The sequence below is a fragment of the Magnetovibrio sp. PR-2 genome (genome assembly GCF_036689815.1).
Lineage (GTDB): Bacteria > Pseudomonadota > Alphaproteobacteria > Rhodospirillales > Magnetovibrionaceae > Magnetovibrio.
The window spans coordinates 101,427-117,273 of record NZ_JBAHUR010000005.1; the positions used below are offsets into that span (position 1 = coordinate 101,427).

Consider the following 15,847-nt stretch of genomic DNA (forward strand, 5'->3'; position numbering starts at 1 on the left):
GCCCGATAAATACCCTTGAATCAAAATTGAGGGTATTTATCGATGTCCGTACTTTCCCAGGACCCGCGCCTGCAATATACAGCCGCTGTTGATCAGACCATATTCACAATCGCATTCCGTTTCCTACAGGATGACGACGTGGACGTGTATGTGGACGGCACTCTACAGACCGATGGTGTCGATTACAATCTGAGCGGTGCGGGTGACGTCACCGGGGGCGAATGCACATTTGTGTCCCCGATGACCGGCGGGGAAGAGGTTACGATCTATCGCAACATGGACCTTTCGCGTTCCGCTGATTACCAGCAAAAGGGGCCCTTCCGGTCATCTGTGGTGAACAACGATCTTGACCGTATATGGATGGCAATGCAGGGGCTGGACGAGTCGATCACGCGGACGATTAATTTCGCGGTGACCTCTCGCCTGGATTTGCCGATTGATTTCCCTGACCCGCTAGCGGATCACTATATCGGGTGGGATCACGCCGGGGAAAACTTGGTCAATAAAGATTTGAATGGTCTGGTTCAAGTCCCGGTAAGTGAATTTTTCGAACCCGTGTTGTTGGCGAATGACTACGCGGATTTCCTCGATCTGGTCGGCGCATCCCCGTTCATGCAAACCCTTTTACAAGCCAACAACACTACTGAGTTCCAAGGCGCTGTAGGTACGATCAATGCGTACTACGCGGATTTGGCCGAAATGTACCGCGCACAATTCGAGATCAAACCCGGCACAGTCGTGCGGTTGTCAGATCATGATGTGTACGAGATCGAGCCCACCAACGGGTACGCAGATGACGCGGTGTTCGGGGTGATCAGTACCGAACCGCACACGATCATGAACCATATGAAAGACCGGTCAGAGCATTGGTTGCCGGTCGCCCTTACCGGACGGGTTCCGTGTCGCGTGATCGGTCCTGTGAAGAAAGGTGATCGACTGGTCCCCAGTCAACATCCGGGTGTTGGTCAATCCGGTCAACCGGGACGAGGTGTGTTCGCCCGCGCGCTTGAGACCAAAACATCAGGCGAAGTTGGTCTTATTGAGGTCGCCATCGTCACCACAAACTAACTCGCTCGGTAAATATAGATAAACCTGAGTGAGGTGCATCTATCTATGCCACGACTACGCGACCCCGGAAAGCTACTCGACGATGAACTAAAACAAAACATTCGTGATGAGATTCACGAGTATGCCCGGCTATACGAGTTCACCGCTGCGATCCCGAAACCGGAAATTCCCGAAAATCCGACCGAGTCAGACTTTGACAAACTCGTCGCCTACTCAAAGGTGCGGACGTTTTATTCGAACAGCAAACGCGCTCAACTTCGCTTGATCACGGATATGGACAAAATCTCCGGTGGTCAACTCTTGGGCGGAAACAAAGTTCCGAATCCGGATCGAGAAGCCGACGAACTCGACGCGATGTTGAAAGACGTCGAGGACCGCCTCGGATGAAACTAGCTGAGATCGACTTCCCCCGGTTCGTCGCGATTTACCAAAAGATGATCGGCTATGACACCCCGGATATTCACATCGAAATTGCCCGCTGGTTGGAGGCGACCGATGGACAAGATCAACGTCTCTTACAAGTGTTCCGCAACGCAGGCAAATCAAATCTGGTTTGTCTTTATGTGGCTTGGAAGCTGGTGCGAGACCCGAACACGACCATCCTGGTGATGTCCGCGAAGTATCCACTGGCTGTGAAGAACGCAGAATTCATTAAAAAGATTATCGAAGAACACCCCATTTGTCAGAAGGTGCTCAAGCCGGACCAGAAAAACTGGGCTAAGGAAAGTTTCTCGGTTCAGCGCCCGGTTGCGCGACGTGATCCGTCTGTCTGCGTGAGTTCAGTTGATTCCGGGTTTACCGGGTATCACGCCGATTTGATCTTGGCCGATGACATCGAGATTCAAAATAACGTCGAAAATGAAGAAATGCGCGCGAAGCTGCGCAAACGGGTTCAGGATTTTGACTCGGTTGCACCCGCGACATTGTTTGTGGGGACACCACACTGTGTGGAGACGATCTACAATGATATCCAGGAATGGGACGGAATTGAGATTCTTCGGATTCCGTTTTGGACCGAATTACCCAATGGGGTGAAAAAACTGGCTTGGCCGGAACGGTTTCCGATGGACTGGTACAAACGGTACAAGTCAAAGAAAACATTGAATTATGTGAACAGTCAGTTGTTCTTGATCCCGTCTGATGTCCGGGAAACCCTGATTGATCCTGATTTGGTTGACACTGTCGATTGCGAACTTGAGACCGTTGAGATTTTTGCACCCCTGGGTAAGCTATCGAAGCCCGAGCTGCGTTTACGGATCGGTGATGAAACCGTTCGCGTGACCGGGTACGGCACATACTATGATCCGGCCTTGGGTATTGAAGGTCGCGACAACGCGGTGTTCGCGTTTGCGGTCCGGACCGAACACGGTGACATCATTGTGTTGCATTGCGAGACCCTTCCCGCGACCTCACCTCAAACCGGCTGGCAACCTCAACTTGACAGAATTATTGATATCGCTCTGGAGTACGGACTGCCCTCGGTCACGGTCGAGGGCGGTAACACAAATGTCACGTTGGACACGGACCTGAAAGCAGCCGCGTCCCGTCGGGGTATCCGGTTGGGCACGAACAAAGTCAGCCGTAACAAGATCAACAAAAAGGTCCGTATCGCGGAAACGTTGGAGCCGTTGGTCCGGGGCAAACGGCTTAAGGTTCACCCACGGGTACACGAGCACGGACGGTTCAACGGGGAGCTTGGGGAGTTTCCGGGCGGGAAAAGGGATGACCACATTGACGCCACCACGGGCGCACTCAATCAGATGGACTTGAATCCGTCCGTGCTGACCAAGGGGCTAAAAAAGATCAAGTCCGCACTGTCCGGGATGTCCGCCCCCCGCCAAGTCGTTGGTAAGCCCGGTTTGGGCAGACGGCTGCGCGGTCACCGATAAATACCTTCGTAATCTTTGAGGGTATCCCACATGACTGTCACTATCTATTCGAACACGATCATTGCGTCTAATCCGTCCGAGTCCGATCCCGAATTTGACTCAATCACGCTGAACTTGCCCGATGGTAATGCTGCCGGGATCACCGCGACGGGACAATCCGGGTCCGGCTTGGGCGCACGACCGCACATTTTCGAGATTGGTTCCGGTGTATCATTAGCGGATGATGGCGGTGCGCTTGATTTTTATTCGCGGGTTGGCTCGGGATTTGGTACCTCTTTTGAATATCGGTTCCGAGGTGGCGATAGCTCGACCAATGATAATGACGTTTTTTTCTATGATGGTCATATCACGCACGGCCAAGGGTGGCGCGCAGTCGTTGCCCCGTTCACGTACCCAGGGACCGGCGCAAACGCGCCGACTGAGGTCGTTGCCTCGAACGGAATCACCCGGTTGTCCTTCGATAATGGTGATCACATATCAACTAAACTGGTCATCGGCCATGACTACGCGGAAGGCACTAACGTGTACCCGCAAATCCACATGGCCCCGACCACAGCTATGAGCGCGGGCGAAGTCGTCGTGTGGGAATTCAGCTATGTCGTGGCACGTGGTAATCAGGGCGATAGTTCGACCGGGTCAGCCAACATCATCACGATGACGTATACCGCCGATGGTACAGAATTGGCCGGGGATCATTTGATTGTTGAGGCCGCTGATGTGGACGCGTTCGACGCGCTGGAACCAAACAGCATGATTTATGCACATTGCTCTCGTGGTGGGCTCGGCGACACATATGGTTCACCCGTGTATGGGGATGCTACCAATATCCACTATTTGAGTGACCGTGAAACAACCCGCAATCGTGTTTATCCGTTCACGTAATCGGTGACAGTATGAGACCGCCCAACAACAAGCAGATCGCGGACGCCCTAGAACAGACCCTGCTTGACCTCGGTACGGACTGGGTCAACGATCCCGATCTGGCTTTGTACCGGTTGCAAGAGTTGGTCTCTGAACTGCACTTGATGCATCGAGAGATTCTCGGTCAGGATGTTCGTGTACACTAACCGCGCCCCGGCTCATCTGGGGGACCGGACCCAAGTTCGCTGAGGCCCGGATATGGGCTTGAACGGCTTTCATCAGTTGTTCATTCATGGGTCACCTCATCAACGTATAGCTTGCGCACGTCCAAGACGTCGCCTTCATTGCAAATCCACTAACGACAAGGTGGAGTCGGTAGGGCCATCCAATGTGTTGGCGTGTGATGCCCCTCCAGCTTTGTCTGTGTGATGCTGTTCTCTATGTAAGACCACCATCCGGTGTCATCATCTGTCCAGCCCATTGACTTGTCGTTGTTGTCAACTTCACGCCAGAATGCGACGTGTACCACCCACACCGTACCAAAGTCATATCCGACAATAATATCTGTCTCATCCTTCGGTGCTGATTCAATTGGTTGCCAATTCATGGGACACCTTACCCTTTTCTAATTCAGTACCGGATAAAAGTCACATTCCCGGTCTGGTAGGTCGGCTTCGATCCGCGCGTCCAACTCGTCCATTGATCTCCACGACTTCGGCTTTTTCAGACTACTAAGACGGATACGGCTAAACCGGGTCGGCTTCGGTTCCGGCTTCGGCTCTGGTTTTTTGAACATCCCCCGGATGTCCTCGACCGTATACTTGAGTTCGGTCCGGGCGGGTTTTTGTTTTTGATCACGGTACTTCGCCATATACTCTTTTACAGATAGCTCGCCGTCCTCGACCACCTGATCCAAATCGACCCCGACGCGGTCGAACGCGGTTCGGAAAATACGATCGGTATCGATCTTGCGAATATCGTCATAGGTGCGGTGTGAGGTCGAGATGATCTCGTTCAGGTCGCGGGAGTCGCCAACCATATCAGTCGCCATTTCAAAGTATTTGCAGATGTTGTCCTTGAACTGGCTCAGATACAAGTCGCCCTCTTTCAGGACAAGCCGTCTGGTGTACCGGGAGAGAGCGCCCGTCTTGTGGTTGTCGCCATGAAAGTGATCGATTAAATGCGCGATAGTCTCCGCCATCAAAACAATTTCTTCCCTGGTCATTTTCAAATAAAATGTGGTCCCAGCTTTGAAGATGTTAGCCATGATCGTCACCCCCTTGATCTTGATGACGTTCGACAAAGTCAGGCGCGATCAGATCGATCAATTCGGGATCGTCCAACGCCTCGACCAGAAGAGACGAGCCCGAACGGCTTGCTTCATTGATCAGCTTTGCGATCAGGTGGTCCGCGTCGATCCGCGCGTTATCGGTTGGGCTGAGGTCACGATTGTACACAGTCTCACCCGCACCTTCGCGGATTTCGAAATAATCAACATCGTTGTCGTCGTTGAACCAACGAGCGAGGAGACCGCGCCAATTGTTATTTGAATACTGGTCCGGTAATTCGTTGTCTTCACGCATCAAGGTCAGCACGAACTTGATGTCAGATTGGACAAGTTCATCCATGGCCGCGTTGGTGTACCGGACGAACTTGTCGTACCAGGACAGAAATGCGTCGGGGTTTGAAGTGATGTGTTCGAAAAAGCGGCGCTCGTTCGCGCACTTCGGGGTGTCATCTTCGAACCGTGAGATGATCGATGTGCTGATCCGCGATCCACACACCTCACTAATGTAGTAGCCCCGCGTATCGTCGGGGGCCGGACGTTTGGGATAGCTTGGCATAGCTGAGGACCTCGTCTGTTTTAATTACTTACACGAGGACGATCAAAACCGTGCACCGGCTCGACACGCATGGCTTCGATATACGCGTCTAGGTCGTCTTGTCGTACCCTGTACCGGCGGTCAAATTTGTAGTAGGGAAAGGGTGTGTTACCCGCGCCGATCTTTGCGTATAACGTCTTAACGGGTAAGCCAAGTTGTTCAGCCGCTTGGCTGAGGGTGATCCAGTGGAATGAGTCTTTCATTGTTTTAGTCTCGATTAGTGTCCGGGCAACTGCCCGCACTGACTAGATGATATCGACACAGCGCGCCGTCAATAGACTCTATTGACAAAAATCATTTATATGGACAAATCACAAAAAGATCGTGACGAAATTAATTTGATCGACTGGTTCATTTCGCATCCTGTCCCCAGAACAACCGCCTCTAACAGGACCCGCCTCTAACAGTGCACCGCCCCTAACGTCAAACCGCCTCTAACAAATGTCGCCCCTAACGAGGACCGCCCCTATTAAACATTAACACACACACCCCTATCCTTGGGAGGTGAACTGGACAGTTGACTGAACCCAGGACGGGAAGTAACACGAACTCCGTTCTGTTGGTTGACCCATTCAATGTTCAGCTTCGCAATCAATCTTTGAATCCTCAATCGCTTCGCTCAATCGGATTCAAAGACGGACCGTCTCGTATCTCGCGAGTATCTTCGATACGTCGCATCGGTGTGGGCGGTCATTTTTGTTTTGATTCGAATTCAAATGAAATGGATCGAATTGATGAATTGGTGAACTCGCTCCGCTCGACCTCTCATCTCGTGATGCCCATTGTCGTGTCGAATCAGAACGGCCCCCCAGTACGCCACAGAGACGCGCCAGGAGGCCGTTGAGAAGTCGAGGGTCAGTTAGACGCCCGGAACTAAACAGGGCCGTCCTCGGTTGATTCTGGACCGGGGTATACCCCGATCATAGAGCCAATTCCGTTGCCGACCGCGTCGTATTTATCACTGCTAGGAGTCATGTAATATTTGCTGGTCGTGTTCGTGTCAGCGTGCCCAACCAAACCGGCTGCATCACTCAGGGTCAACCCTACCCGGTTCGCATACGAAATCAGTCCGGCTCTGAAGTTATGCACGATTAAACCAGGATACCCGGCCCGTTGTTTGACCATATTCCAGGTCCAAAACATTCGCGTCAAAGGTTTGTGCGGGTCCCGACGCATATGCGCGGTACAATTCGACAGGAAGAAATGCTCAGCCTCATCTCGACCCTCTTCGGCTTGAATCTCCAAAACCCGTTTCAGGATCATCATGGCCGCGTCAGACAAATTTATTACTTTCACGCCGGTGTCATGCCCGGTCTTGTGCTGGTCCGGTTGGAAAGTGATCGTTTTGTGACTGAAATCAACCTGATCTTTTCTGAGTGCCATACATTCGCGGTTGCGCATCCCGGTCACCATCACCAACAAGATCGCATGATGCTCATAAATGTTGCCCTCACCAGCCGCGATCATCTCATGAATGATCGCCCCGAATTGCGCATATGCCTCGTCTGGGACAATTTGTTTTCGTGTCTGAATATTGTACCGCTTTGTTAGCTTAACCGGACATGGCCGCTCCCACGGGATATCCCCGCGCTCTTGGCTGAATGTCCAAGCGGAAATCATTATTGATCGCAAATTATTCCAGGTGGATCGGTTGCAGCTTAACTGGTCTCGCCACTCGAAGAACATCGGCGGTGAAAGGTCGGTCCACTTAAGTCGGCCAAGCTTGTCCGTGATCCGACCATCCAGTTGTCGTTGGCATGATTGTTTAGAAGAGGGAGTCTTCCTTCGGGTGTCGATATAATTCTGGATCAGATCAACGAATGCCATGGCATCTTGATCGAACTTGGTCGGGTCCTCGATTGTGCCGGTGCGTTGGTACTCAAGTAAGTAGTCGCGCGCAGATTGTCGAATCTGTTCGAGGCTCGTGTGCACACCGGGCCAATCGGTTATCTTTTTCTTCGATCTCTTCGGCCCGTATTGAAGGAAGAACGACTTGGACCCCTTGGGGGTCACCTTCAAATACAATCCGGGTACCATAGTGTCGCCGACAAGGCGGACCTTGTCGGCGGGTTCAATCTGCTCTATGAATGTTTTTGTCAGTTTCTTTTTCATGGTGGTCTCCTTGACCTTTTCTCAAGTTACCCTCCATCACATGATTGTGATCTGAATATCTCCAGTACGAAAGTCAACCCCAAAAAAGAGATTATACGAGATTGAGATATTTCACGGATCACTAAGTCATTGATAAGAAGGCTTCTTCCTAAACAGTAACACTGCCGTTGGGGAACGTCGGCCAGACGGAAGGAAATTGCATGCACGCCAGCGCGACAGCCGCCGCGGATTTTCAAATGTGGGTGACGTTTTTTGTCATCATCTCTGCTTTTGCTCTCTACGCCTGGGAAAAGGTTGCCATTGAGGTCACCAGCCTGGGCGTGTTGTGCGTGCTCATGGTTTTTTTCTATTTATATCCGGTCGCGGGCACCACTCAGCACGGTGGCAGCGTGCCCAATGTCTTATCCCCGGAAATTTTGCTCGCCGGTTTTTCCAACCCAGCCTTGATCACCGTGTTAGCTCTGCTGGTCATCGGCCAAGGCATGGTGCGCACGGGTGTGTTGGATTTGGTCGCACACGGTGTGCTGAAGTGCTGTGGCGCGACCAATTGGTTAGCGATTTTGGCGGTGCTGTTCATCGCCACCGTGGTCAGCGGCTTTTTGAACAACATCCCCGTGGTGGTGATTTTCATCCCCATCATGCAGGCCTTGGCGGATCGTTTCGATATGTCGCCCAGCAAGCTGATGATGCCGCTGAGCTTTGCGGCCATCTTGGGTGGAATGACGACGCTGATCGGGTCGGGTTCGAACCTGTTGGTGAACTCGGCTTTGTTGGGGATTGATCAGCAGCCCTTCGACTTTTTTGACTTTACTATTCCAGGTCTCGTTCTGGCGGGGGTGGGGCTGGTTTATTTGTTGTTGATCGCACCGCATTTGCTGCCGGACCGCGAAGGCATGGCCGAAACCTTGGCTGGTAGCAAAGGCACCGGCGGCAAGCAATACATTGCGCAAGTTACGGTCGGGAAATCTTCGCACTTGGTTGGCAAAAAAGCCGTCGGCGGTATCTTTCCCGCACTTGGCAATATGACGCTGCGTATGGTTCAGCGCGAAGAAGAAGCCATCTTGCCACCGTTCGAAGATTACGAAGCCCAGCGTGGTGATGTTTTGGTGGTGGCGGCGACCCGTTCAGAAATCCAAGACGCCTTGGCGCGCGATCCCGAAGGTCTCTATCCCGACTTGGAAGAAGCGGGGGGCGGGGCCGTGCTGAAGCGCGACGGCCACCGCATTCAGGAAATGGAAGAAAGCGAAGGCAACTACGACGAAGGTGAATTGGACGACGATGGCATGCCGTGGCACGGCGGCGAACGGGTTCTGGCCGAAGCCATGATCCCGCCCGCGTCGCGTATCATCGGTCAAACGCTGCCCCAAGTGGGCTTTCGCTTTCGAACGCATTGCATCGTGCTGGGTGTGCAGCGCCGTTCGCGCATGATCCGCACCCGCTTGACCGAGATCCGGTTGCAGGCCGGCGATGTGTTGTTGGTCCAAGGGCGTCCGCGCGACGTGCAAGCCTTGCGCACCAACCAAGACGTTTTGTTGATCGAATGGTCGGCGTCTGAGCTGCCCGCCCACCATCACGCCAAGCGTGCGGGCACGATTTTGTTGTCTGTGGTGTTGCTGGCGGCGTCGGGCTTGATGCCCATTGTGATTGCCGGGCTCAGCGGTGCTGCGGCCATGGTGGCGTTGGGTGTGCTCAACGTGCGCCAAGCGTTTCGGGCCGTGGACACCAAGATTCTCACCATGATTCCGGCGGCCCTTGCCATGGGGGCGGCGATGCACGCCACGGGTGGTGCGCACTTTGTCGCCGAGGCCGTCATGGGCCTCTTCGACGGTATGGGCCCGTGGGTCATCTTGTCGACGTTCTTCATCACCATGGTGGTGCTCACCAACATCATCAGCTCCAAAGCCATGGCGGTGCTGTTCACCCCCATCGCGGTGGACTTGGCGATTTCCATCAACGCCCCGGTGGAGGCCTTTGCCGTCGCCGTGGTGTTCGCCGCCAACTGTTCGTTCGCGTCGCCCATCGGCTATCAAACCAACTTGCTGGTGATGGCCCCCGGCCACTACCGCTTCATCGACTTCGCCCGCGCAGGCATACCGCTGATCTTGATTTTATGGGCGGTGTTTAGTGTGTTTGTGCCGTGGTGGTATGGGGTTTGATATGGGGGAAGGCGGTTTAATCCCCTGGCAAGACCTCACCCCTGAGCGCCAGCTCGAACTTCGCGAGGCTTACGGCCATTACCTCGACACTCTGCCGCCGACATGTGATGTGGATAGAAAAAACGAGCGGTTTCGTGGCTGGTTGGCTGAGCAAGGCGTGCGCTATCCATAGAAGTTCATCTCGAAGGCTTTTGCTATCGGATTATATCTGATAAAATCCGATAAGTGTTTCTGGAGGAGGCTGAGTGCTGACTTATGGCTAAATTTTCAATCACGATGTCAGACGATTTGGGTAACTACGTTCAAGACGAGATTGCCGAAAAACACTTCGACAATGTGAGCGAATATTTTCGCCATTTGATTCGTCGTGAACGCGAACGTCAAGTTGCCGAAACCGAGTTGCGGTCTTTGATTGACGAAGGTCTGCGCAGTGGGCCCAGTCATCGTTCCGTTCAAGACATTTGGGCCGATGCCCTCAGTCAGACCGATCAAGCCGATTAATGGCGAAATTTATACTCTCCAACGCTGCCGACGCAGATTTGCTCGGCATTGCGCGCTTCACCATCGATAGCTTCGGTCCCAACCAAGCTTTGACATACGCAAAAGGCTTTGAGGCATGTTTCAACACGATTGCCGGGCAGCCACATATCGGGTTAGCACGCGATGAAATACGCCTTGGATTGCGGTCATTTAATTACAAAAGCCGCATTGTCTTTTATCTTGAAACAGATGAAGGCGTTTTCATTGTACGCGTTTTGCATGCTCGCCAAGATCCGGCTCAACATTTGTCGTAGACCGAAGGCCTGAGCCTACAAGCATTCCAAAAGATTCCCGTTTCAGACACCCCCAAAATCGGCTATACCCGTTGTGGGCCACGTCCTCCCAACGGGACGCGACCCTTCTGCCGTATGGCGAAGGGCATTCAAAATCTGGGGAAGTTTTTGCTGTGGGCGCGCGTGAGCGGTCCTTTTCTCCCAACTGATTTTGCACTCTCCCTTCGTTTGGCATTTCTGAAGGGAGATTTTTTATGACCAACGCACAACCGAGCATCCGCCCGGCGAACCCCAACTTTTCCTCTGGCCCTTGCGCCAAGCGTCCCGGCTGGTCTGTGGACGCTTTGTCCGACGCCCTGACGGGCCGTTCGCACCGTTCCGGTCCGGGCAAGAAGAAGCTCGCCGAAGCCATCGATCGCACCCGCGCCATTTTGGGTGTTCCCGACACGCACAAGATCGGCATCGTTCCGGCGTCCGACACGGGTGCCGTTGAAATGGCGCTGTGGAGCCTTTTGGGTGCACGCGGTGTTGAGCTGTTGGTCTGGGAAAGCTTCGGTGGCGGCTGGGCTACGGACGTGACCAAGCAGTTGAAGCTCGACGACGTGACCGTGACCACAGCCGACTACGGCCAAATCCCCGATTTGTCCGCCGTGGACTTTTCCAAAGACGTGATCTTCACCTGGAACGGCACCACGTCCGGCGTGCGCGTGCCCAACGGCAAGTGGATCCCAGACGACCGCGAAGGTTTGACCATCGCAGATTCAACGTCCGCAGCGTTCGCCATGAACCTGCCGTGGGACAAGCTCGATGTGGTGACGTACTCCTGGCAAAAAGTCATGGGTGGCGAAGCCGCCCACGGCATTTTGATTTTGGGGCCGCGCGCGGTTGAGCGTCTGGAATCCTACACGCCCCCTTGGCCGATGCCGAAGATTTTCCGCATGACCAAAGGCGGCAAGTTGAACGAAGGCATTTTCCGTGGCGAAACCATCAACACGCCGTCCATGATTGCGGTTGAAGACGCCATCGACGGTCTGAAATGGGCCGAAGAGGTTGGCGGCTTGGAAGGCTTGAAAAAACGTTCCAACGCAAACTTGGCAGCCATCGAAGCCTGGGTGGAAAAATCCGACTGGGCGGCGTTCTTGGCCGAAGACGCGAACATTCGTTCCAACACGTCTGTGTGTTTGAAAGTCAAAGACGAAGCGTTCACGTCGCTGGACGCTGACGTTCAAGCGGCTGAGCTGAAAAAGCTCACCAAGATGCTCGACGAAGAAGGCGTGGCTTACGACATCGGCGGTTACCGCGATGCTCCGGCTGGTTTGCGTCTGTGGGCCGGTGCGACGGTGGAAACGTCCGATATGGAAGCGTTGCTGCCGTGGCTCGACTGGGCCTTTGCTGAAATCAAAGCCGGATTGTAAGGGGCATAATCATGGTGAAAGTACTTATTTCCGACAAAATGAGCCCGCGCGCCGAAGAAATCTTCAAAGAGCGCGGCGTTGATGTGGACTACAAGCCGGGCATGACCCCGGATGAATTGAAAGCCTGCATCGGCGAGTACGATGGTTTGGCTATTCGTTCTGCGACCAAAGCGACGGCGGACATCATTGACGCGGCTGACAACTTAAAAGTCATCGGCCGTGCAGGCATCGGCACCGACAACATCGACAAGCCCGCTGCGACGTCTAAAGGTATCGTGGTGATGAACACGCCATTCGGCAACGCCATCACCACGGCAGAGCATGCCATCACCTTGATGATGGCGACGGCGCGTCAAATCCCAGCGGCCAATGCCTCGACCCACGCCAGCAAGTGGGAAAAATCCCGCTTTATGGGTGTGGAAGTCATGGGCAAAACCTTAGGCCTCATCGGTGCGGGCAACATCGGTTCCGGTGTTGCGGAACGCGCCATCGGCTTGAAAATGAAAGTCGTGGCATATGACCCGTACTTGTCGCCGGAACGCGCGCAAGAAATCGGTGTCGAGAAAGTTGAGCTGGACGACTTGTTCAAGCGTGCCGACTTCATTTCTCTGCACACGCCCATGACCGACAGCACACGCGGCATCGTCAACAAAGACGCGTTTGCCAAAATGAAAGACGGCGTGCGCATCGTGAACTGTGCGCGCGGTGGCTTGGTTGTCGAAGCGGACTTGTTGGACGCTTTGGAAAGCGGCAAATGCGCTGGTGCGGCTTTGGACGTGTTCGAAGAAGAACCCGCCAAAGACAATGCGCTGTTTGGCCGCGATGACGTGATCTGCACGCCGCACTTGGGCGCATCCACATCGGAAGCTCAAGTCAACGTCGCCGTGCAAATCGCCGAACAAATCTCGGACTACTTGCTCACGGGTGCGGTGACCAACGCGCTCAACATGCCGAGCGTGTCCGCCGAAGACGCACCGAAGTTGGCTCCGTATCTGAAGCTCGCCGAACAACTGGGCAGCTTTGCCGGTCAAGTGACCGTCACGGGTATCGAAAAGGTCGAGATCGAATACGAAGGCCATGCGGCAGAGCTGAACACCAAGCCCATCACGGCGGTGGTGTTGCAAGGCTTGTTGAGCCCGATGTTGGAAGGCGTGAACATGGTTTCCGCTCCGGTCATCGCCAAAGACCGCGATATCGACATCACGGAAATCCTGCACGAACGCCCGACGGAATATCAAACCCTGATTTCCGTCACCATCACCACCGAAGCGCAAACCCGCACGGTGAAGGGTACGCTGTTCGCCGGTCGCGAGCCGCGTTTTGTGGACATCAAAGGCATTTCCATGGACGCCAAAATGGGCGAACACATGCTGTTCCTCACCAACGAAGACAAACCGGGCTTCATCGGTGGCTTGGGCACGGTGTTGGGTGACGCAGGCATCAACGTCGCCACGTTCAACCTGGGCCGCGCCGAAGAAGGCGGCGAAGCCATGGCCTTGGTCGAAGTCGATCAAGCCGTGGGCGAAGAGGTCCTGGATGCCCTTCGCGAACTGCCCCAGGTTATGCGGGCACAGGCGTTGCGGTTCTGATCTCGCGCCACGTTCTTGTGAATTTCAAGGGCCTCCTTCGGGAGGCCCTTGTCATTTGTAGACATACTATAGAAGGATGTACGCGGGCTTCTCCGACAGCTATACTTTTCCATCGCTCAGATGAGCGGATGAAACTCAACGCTGGACAGAACCGTGGATCAAGTGGCCTCCCCAACCGACGATCGCTATAAGATTTTGTTTGAACACTCCGCCGATGCCATGTTGATCATCGACGGGGAGAAGTTCGTCGACTTCAATCAGGCGACGCTTGACATGTTGGGATATGAGACCCGCGACGAGCTATTCGCCACGCATCCCTCTCAACTTTCACCGGAATTTCAGCCCGATGGCCGTGCCTCGTTCGAAAAAGCGAACGAGATGATTGAGACAGCGCTGAAAAACGGATCGAACCGGTTTCAGTGGATGCACACCCGCGCCAACGGCCAAGACTTCCCGGTCGAAGTTTCGCTGACCGCCGTTCCGTTCGAAGGCAGCACCTTGGTGCACGTGGTGTGGCGCGACATCACGCGTCGGCTTAAAGCCGAAGAAGAGCTGATCCAACACCGCGACAACCTGCAGCAACTCGTCGAAGAGCAAACCCGCGAACTGCGTTTGGCCAAAGAAACCGCGGAAGTGGCCAATGAAACCAAGACCCAGTTCTTTCGCAATATGAGCCACGAGCTGCGTACGCCCTTGAACGCAATCATCGGCTTTTCCAACACCATCCGCCAAGAGATTTTCGGTCCCATCGAAAACGCGCGTTACAAGGACTACATTGAAGATATCTCGGCTTCGGGTGAGCACCTGTTGGCGTTGATCAACGATATCTTGGACTTTTCCGCCATCGAGGCGAACAAGTTGGAGCTATTGGAAGAAGACCTGGATGTGCCCGAGCTTACCGATGCCTGCAAACGCATCGCTGCTCCCTTGGCGGAAAAACGCAACATCACGCTCAACTCATCTCTCACATGTGAATTGCCAAAATTGCGTGGGGACGAACTGCGTATGAAGCAGATCATGATCAACCTGCTGTCCAACGCGATCAAGTTCACCGATCCGGGTGGGCAAGTGGATTTGATGGTGACGTGTTCGCCCCAGGGCGGGCATGTTTTTACGGTCGTCGATAGCGGCATTGGCATGACCGAAGAAGAGGTCGCCAAATCCATGGAACAGTTCGGCCAAGTGGACCGCTCCACCAACAAAGAAATGCAAGGTACAGGGCTGGGCCTGCCGCTCACCCAAAGTTTGGTGCAGATGCACGGCGGCACCTTAGAGATTTCCAGCGAAAAGGGTGTTGGGACGACCGTGCGTGTCAAACTGCCGCCTGGGCGTGCGGGTAAATGAGCCTCTTCTAATTTTGCGGCGCAACATATTGAGCCGGAAGCACTTTTTTCACATCATCATTAAAAAGTCACTTGCCGTGCTCTCGTTATGGGAGTTCAATATTGCGCGCGTCCCGCCACTTTTTGAGCGAAGTGCCGTGCACGCAGGTCTGTGAGCAGGGGGCAGATCAAGACAAGTTAAAGTGGGCGCGCCGCGCTGCATTGAAGGATGCAGGCGCGCTCACCATATGATGAGCAATCAAAATCACAATATTGTCTAGGGAGGTGTACATGGAAAAAGCTCTGGTTCTCGACGCCGGAAAATGCACCGGGTGCGAACAGTGCGAAATCGCCTGTTCAATGACCAACGAAGGTGTATCCAATCCGGCCAAGTCACGCATCAAGGTTTTCAACTTCCACGACGAAGGGCGCTTTGTGCCCTACACCTGCACCCAATGCGACGAAGCTTGGTGCATGCAGGCCTGTCCCGTGGATGCGATTTCGGTGTCCGGCGCTACGGGCGCAAAAGTGGTGTCTGATCAGCTCTGTGTCGGCTGTAAAGTCTGCACCATTGCTTGCCCGTTCGGCACAGTGAATTACAACACGGCCACCGGCAAAGTGATCAAATGCGATTTGTGCGGCGGTGATCCGGCCTGTGCCAGTGCGTGTCCGACAGGTGCCATCACCTATACCGATGCAGGGGCCACGGGCCTTGCGAAAATGGAAGCCTGGGCGGCAAAAACGGATGCCGGCCAACAGGCCAACGCTTAAAGGGAGGA

At 54.1% G+C, this 15,847-nt stretch carries 18 protein-coding genes; 13 read left to right on the forward strand and 5 right to left on the reverse strand.

Annotated features, from left to right (window positions below):
• The first annotated feature begins 42 nt into the window (after positions 1–42).
• From V5T82_RS07305 to V5T82_RS07325, 5 genes are read left to right on the forward strand one after another with little or no spacing between them, the layout of a single operon-like run.
• Complete coding sequence (locus tag V5T82_RS07305; RefSeq protein WP_332894953.1) at positions 43–1,068, forward strand: hypothetical protein; 1,026 nt, start codon at positions 43–45, stop codon at positions 1,066–1,068.
• A gap of 45 nt (positions 1,069–1,113) precedes the next feature.
• The gene (locus tag V5T82_RS07310) at positions 1,114–1,455 is read left to right on the forward strand and encodes a hypothetical protein (protein WP_332894954.1); all 342 of its coding nucleotides are present in this window, start codon (positions 1,114–1,116) and stop codon (positions 1,453–1,455) included.
• Entirely contained in the window at positions 1,452–2,957 is a 1,506-nt protein-coding gene (terL, locus tag V5T82_RS07315) for a phage terminase large subunit (protein WP_332894955.1), read from the forward strand. Before V5T82_RS07310 ends, terL begins: the two co-directional genes overlap by 4 nt.
• Before the next feature lie 30 nt (positions 2,958–2,987).
• Entirely contained in the window at positions 2,988–3,839 is an 852-nt protein-coding gene (locus V5T82_RS07320) for a hypothetical protein (protein WP_332894956.1), read from the forward strand.
• An 11-nt stretch (positions 3,840–3,850) separates the two neighbouring features.
• Positions 3,851–4,024, forward strand: a complete 174-nt coding sequence (locus V5T82_RS07325) for a hypothetical protein (protein ID WP_332894957.1) — start codon at positions 3,851–3,853, stop codon at positions 4,022–4,024.
• Positions 4,025–4,173: 149 nt separating this feature from the next.
• On the opposite strand, the gene V5T82_RS18220 is transcribed toward V5T82_RS07325, so the two are convergent.
• The 5 genes from V5T82_RS18220 to V5T82_RS07340 form a co-directional block, all read right to left on the reverse strand.
• Entirely contained in the window at positions 4,174–4,425 is a 252-nt protein-coding gene (locus V5T82_RS18220; protein ID WP_442917367.1) for a DUF551 domain-containing protein, read from the reverse strand.
• An 18-nt stretch (positions 4,426–4,443) separates the two neighbouring features.
• Positions 4,444–5,085, reverse strand: coding sequence for a hypothetical protein (locus tag V5T82_RS07330; RefSeq protein ID WP_332894958.1), 642 nt, complete (start codon positions 5,083–5,085; stop codon positions 4,444–4,446).
• The gene (locus V5T82_RS07335; protein ID WP_332894959.1) at positions 5,078–5,662 is read right to left on the reverse strand and encodes a hypothetical protein; all 585 of its coding nucleotides are present in this window, start codon (positions 5,660–5,662) and stop codon (positions 5,078–5,080) included. The genes V5T82_RS07330 and V5T82_RS07335 overlap by 8 nt, the downstream gene beginning before the upstream one ends.
• Positions 5,663–5,682: 20 nt before the next feature.
• The gene (locus V5T82_RS18225; RefSeq protein WP_442917369.1) at positions 5,683–5,904 is read right to left on the reverse strand and encodes a helix-turn-helix domain-containing protein; all 222 of its coding nucleotides are present in this window, start codon (positions 5,902–5,904) and stop codon (positions 5,683–5,685) included.
• A 670-nt stretch (positions 5,905–6,574) separates the two neighbouring features.
• Positions 6,575–7,813, reverse strand: coding sequence for a tyrosine-type recombinase/integrase (locus tag V5T82_RS07340; protein ID WP_332894960.1), 1,239 nt, complete (start codon positions 7,811–7,813; stop codon positions 6,575–6,577).
• 200 nt (positions 7,814–8,013) lie between these two features.
• On the opposite strand from V5T82_RS07340, the gene V5T82_RS07345 reads away from it, so the two are divergent.
• The 8 genes from V5T82_RS07345 to V5T82_RS07380 all read left to right on the forward strand — a co-directional run bounded on the left by V5T82_RS07345 (position 8,014) and on the right by V5T82_RS07380 (position 15,839).
• Complete coding sequence (locus V5T82_RS07345; RefSeq protein WP_332894961.1) at positions 8,014–9,969, forward strand: SLC13 family permease; 1,956 nt, start codon at positions 8,014–8,016, stop codon at positions 9,967–9,969.
• 1 nt (position 9,970) lies between these two features.
• On the forward strand, positions 9,971–10,141 hold the full coding sequence (locus tag V5T82_RS07350) for a hypothetical protein (protein ID WP_332894962.1): 171 nt from the start codon (positions 9,971–9,973) through the stop codon (positions 10,139–10,141).
• An 83-nt stretch (positions 10,142–10,224) separates the two neighbouring features.
• Positions 10,225–10,470 (forward strand): ribbon-helix-helix domain-containing protein, encoded by a 246-nt coding sequence (locus tag V5T82_RS07355; protein ID WP_332894963.1) that lies wholly within the window; start codon positions 10,225–10,227, stop codon positions 10,468–10,470.
• Complete coding sequence (locus V5T82_RS07360; protein ID WP_332894964.1) at positions 10,470–10,763, forward strand: type II toxin-antitoxin system RelE/ParE family toxin; 294 nt, start codon at positions 10,470–10,472, stop codon at positions 10,761–10,763. The genes V5T82_RS07355 and V5T82_RS07360 overlap by 1 nt, the downstream gene beginning before the upstream one ends.
• A 233-nt stretch (positions 10,764–10,996) precedes the next feature.
• Positions 10,997–12,157 (forward strand): phosphoserine transaminase, encoded by a 1,161-nt coding sequence (locus tag V5T82_RS07365; RefSeq protein WP_332894965.1) that lies wholly within the window; start codon positions 10,997–10,999, stop codon positions 12,155–12,157.
• An 11-nt stretch (positions 12,158–12,168) separates the two neighbouring features.
• Positions 12,169–13,746 (forward strand): phosphoglycerate dehydrogenase, encoded by a 1,578-nt coding sequence (serA, locus tag V5T82_RS07370; protein WP_332894966.1) that lies wholly within the window; start codon positions 12,169–12,171, stop codon positions 13,744–13,746.
• A gap of 153 nt (positions 13,747–13,899) precedes the next feature.
• The gene (locus tag V5T82_RS07375; protein WP_332894967.1) at positions 13,900–15,090 is read left to right on the forward strand and encodes a PAS domain-containing sensor histidine kinase; all 1,191 of its coding nucleotides are present in this window, start codon (positions 13,900–13,902) and stop codon (positions 15,088–15,090) included.
• Between the two features lie 269 nt (positions 15,091–15,359).
• Entirely contained in the window at positions 15,360–15,839 is a 480-nt protein-coding gene (locus V5T82_RS07380) for a 4Fe-4S dicluster domain-containing protein (protein WP_332894968.1), read from the forward strand.
• Positions 15,840–15,847: the final 8 nt, after the last annotated feature.

Excerpts from the sequence above, each read along its gene's own strand:
- V5T82_RS07325 (WP_332894957.1), top strand. The coding sequence starts at position 3,851 with ATGAGACCGCCCAACAACAAGCAGATCGCGGACGCCCTAGAACAGACC.
- V5T82_RS07365 (WP_332894965.1), top strand. The coding sequence starts at position 10,997 with ATGACCAACGCACAACCGAGCATCCGCCCGGCGAACCCCAACTTTTCC.
- V5T82_RS07335 (WP_332894959.1), bottom strand. The coding sequence starts at position 5,662 with ATGCCAAGCTATCCCAAACGTCCGGCCCCCGACGATACGCGGGGCTAC.
- V5T82_RS07305 (WP_332894953.1), top strand. The coding sequence starts at position 43 with ATGTCCGTACTTTCCCAGGACCCGCGCCTGCAATATACAGCCGCTGTT.
- V5T82_RS07345 (WP_332894961.1), top strand. The coding sequence starts at position 8,014 with ATGCACGCCAGCGCGACAGCCGCCGCGGATTTTCAAATGTGGGTGACG.
- terL (WP_332894955.1), top strand. The coding sequence starts at position 1,452 with ATGAAACTAGCTGAGATCGACTTCCCCCGGTTCGTCGCGATTTACCAA.
- V5T82_RS07320 (WP_332894956.1), top strand. The coding sequence starts at position 2,988 with ATGACTGTCACTATCTATTCGAACACGATCATTGCGTCTAATCCGTCC.
- V5T82_RS07340 (WP_332894960.1), bottom strand. The coding sequence starts at position 7,813 with ATGAAAAAGAAACTGACAAAAACATTCATAGAGCAGATTGAACCCGCC.
- V5T82_RS07330 (WP_332894958.1), bottom strand. The coding sequence starts at position 5,085 with ATGGCTAACATCTTCAAAGCTGGGACCACATTTTATTTGAAAATGACC.
- V5T82_RS18220 (WP_442917367.1), bottom strand. The coding sequence starts at position 4,425 with ATGAATTGGCAACCAATTGAATCAGCACCGAAGGATGAGACAGATATT.
- V5T82_RS07360 (WP_332894964.1), top strand. The coding sequence starts at position 10,470 with ATGGCGAAATTTATACTCTCCAACGCTGCCGACGCAGATTTGCTCGGC.
- V5T82_RS18225 (WP_442917369.1), bottom strand. The coding sequence starts at position 5,904 with ATGAAAGACTCATTCCACTGGATCACCCTCAGCCAAGCGGCTGAACAA.
- V5T82_RS07380 (WP_332894968.1), top strand. The coding sequence starts at position 15,360 with ATGGAAAAAGCTCTGGTTCTCGACGCCGGAAAATGCACCGGGTGCGAA.
- V5T82_RS07355 (WP_332894963.1), top strand. The coding sequence starts at position 10,225 with ATGGCTAAATTTTCAATCACGATGTCAGACGATTTGGGTAACTACGTT.
- serA (WP_332894966.1), top strand. The coding sequence starts at position 12,169 with ATGGTGAAAGTACTTATTTCCGACAAAATGAGCCCGCGCGCCGAAGAA.
- V5T82_RS07310 (WP_332894954.1), top strand. The coding sequence starts at position 1,114 with ATGCCACGACTACGCGACCCCGGAAAGCTACTCGACGATGAACTAAAA.
- V5T82_RS07350 (WP_332894962.1), top strand. The coding sequence starts at position 9,971 with ATGGGGGAAGGCGGTTTAATCCCCTGGCAAGACCTCACCCCTGAGCGC.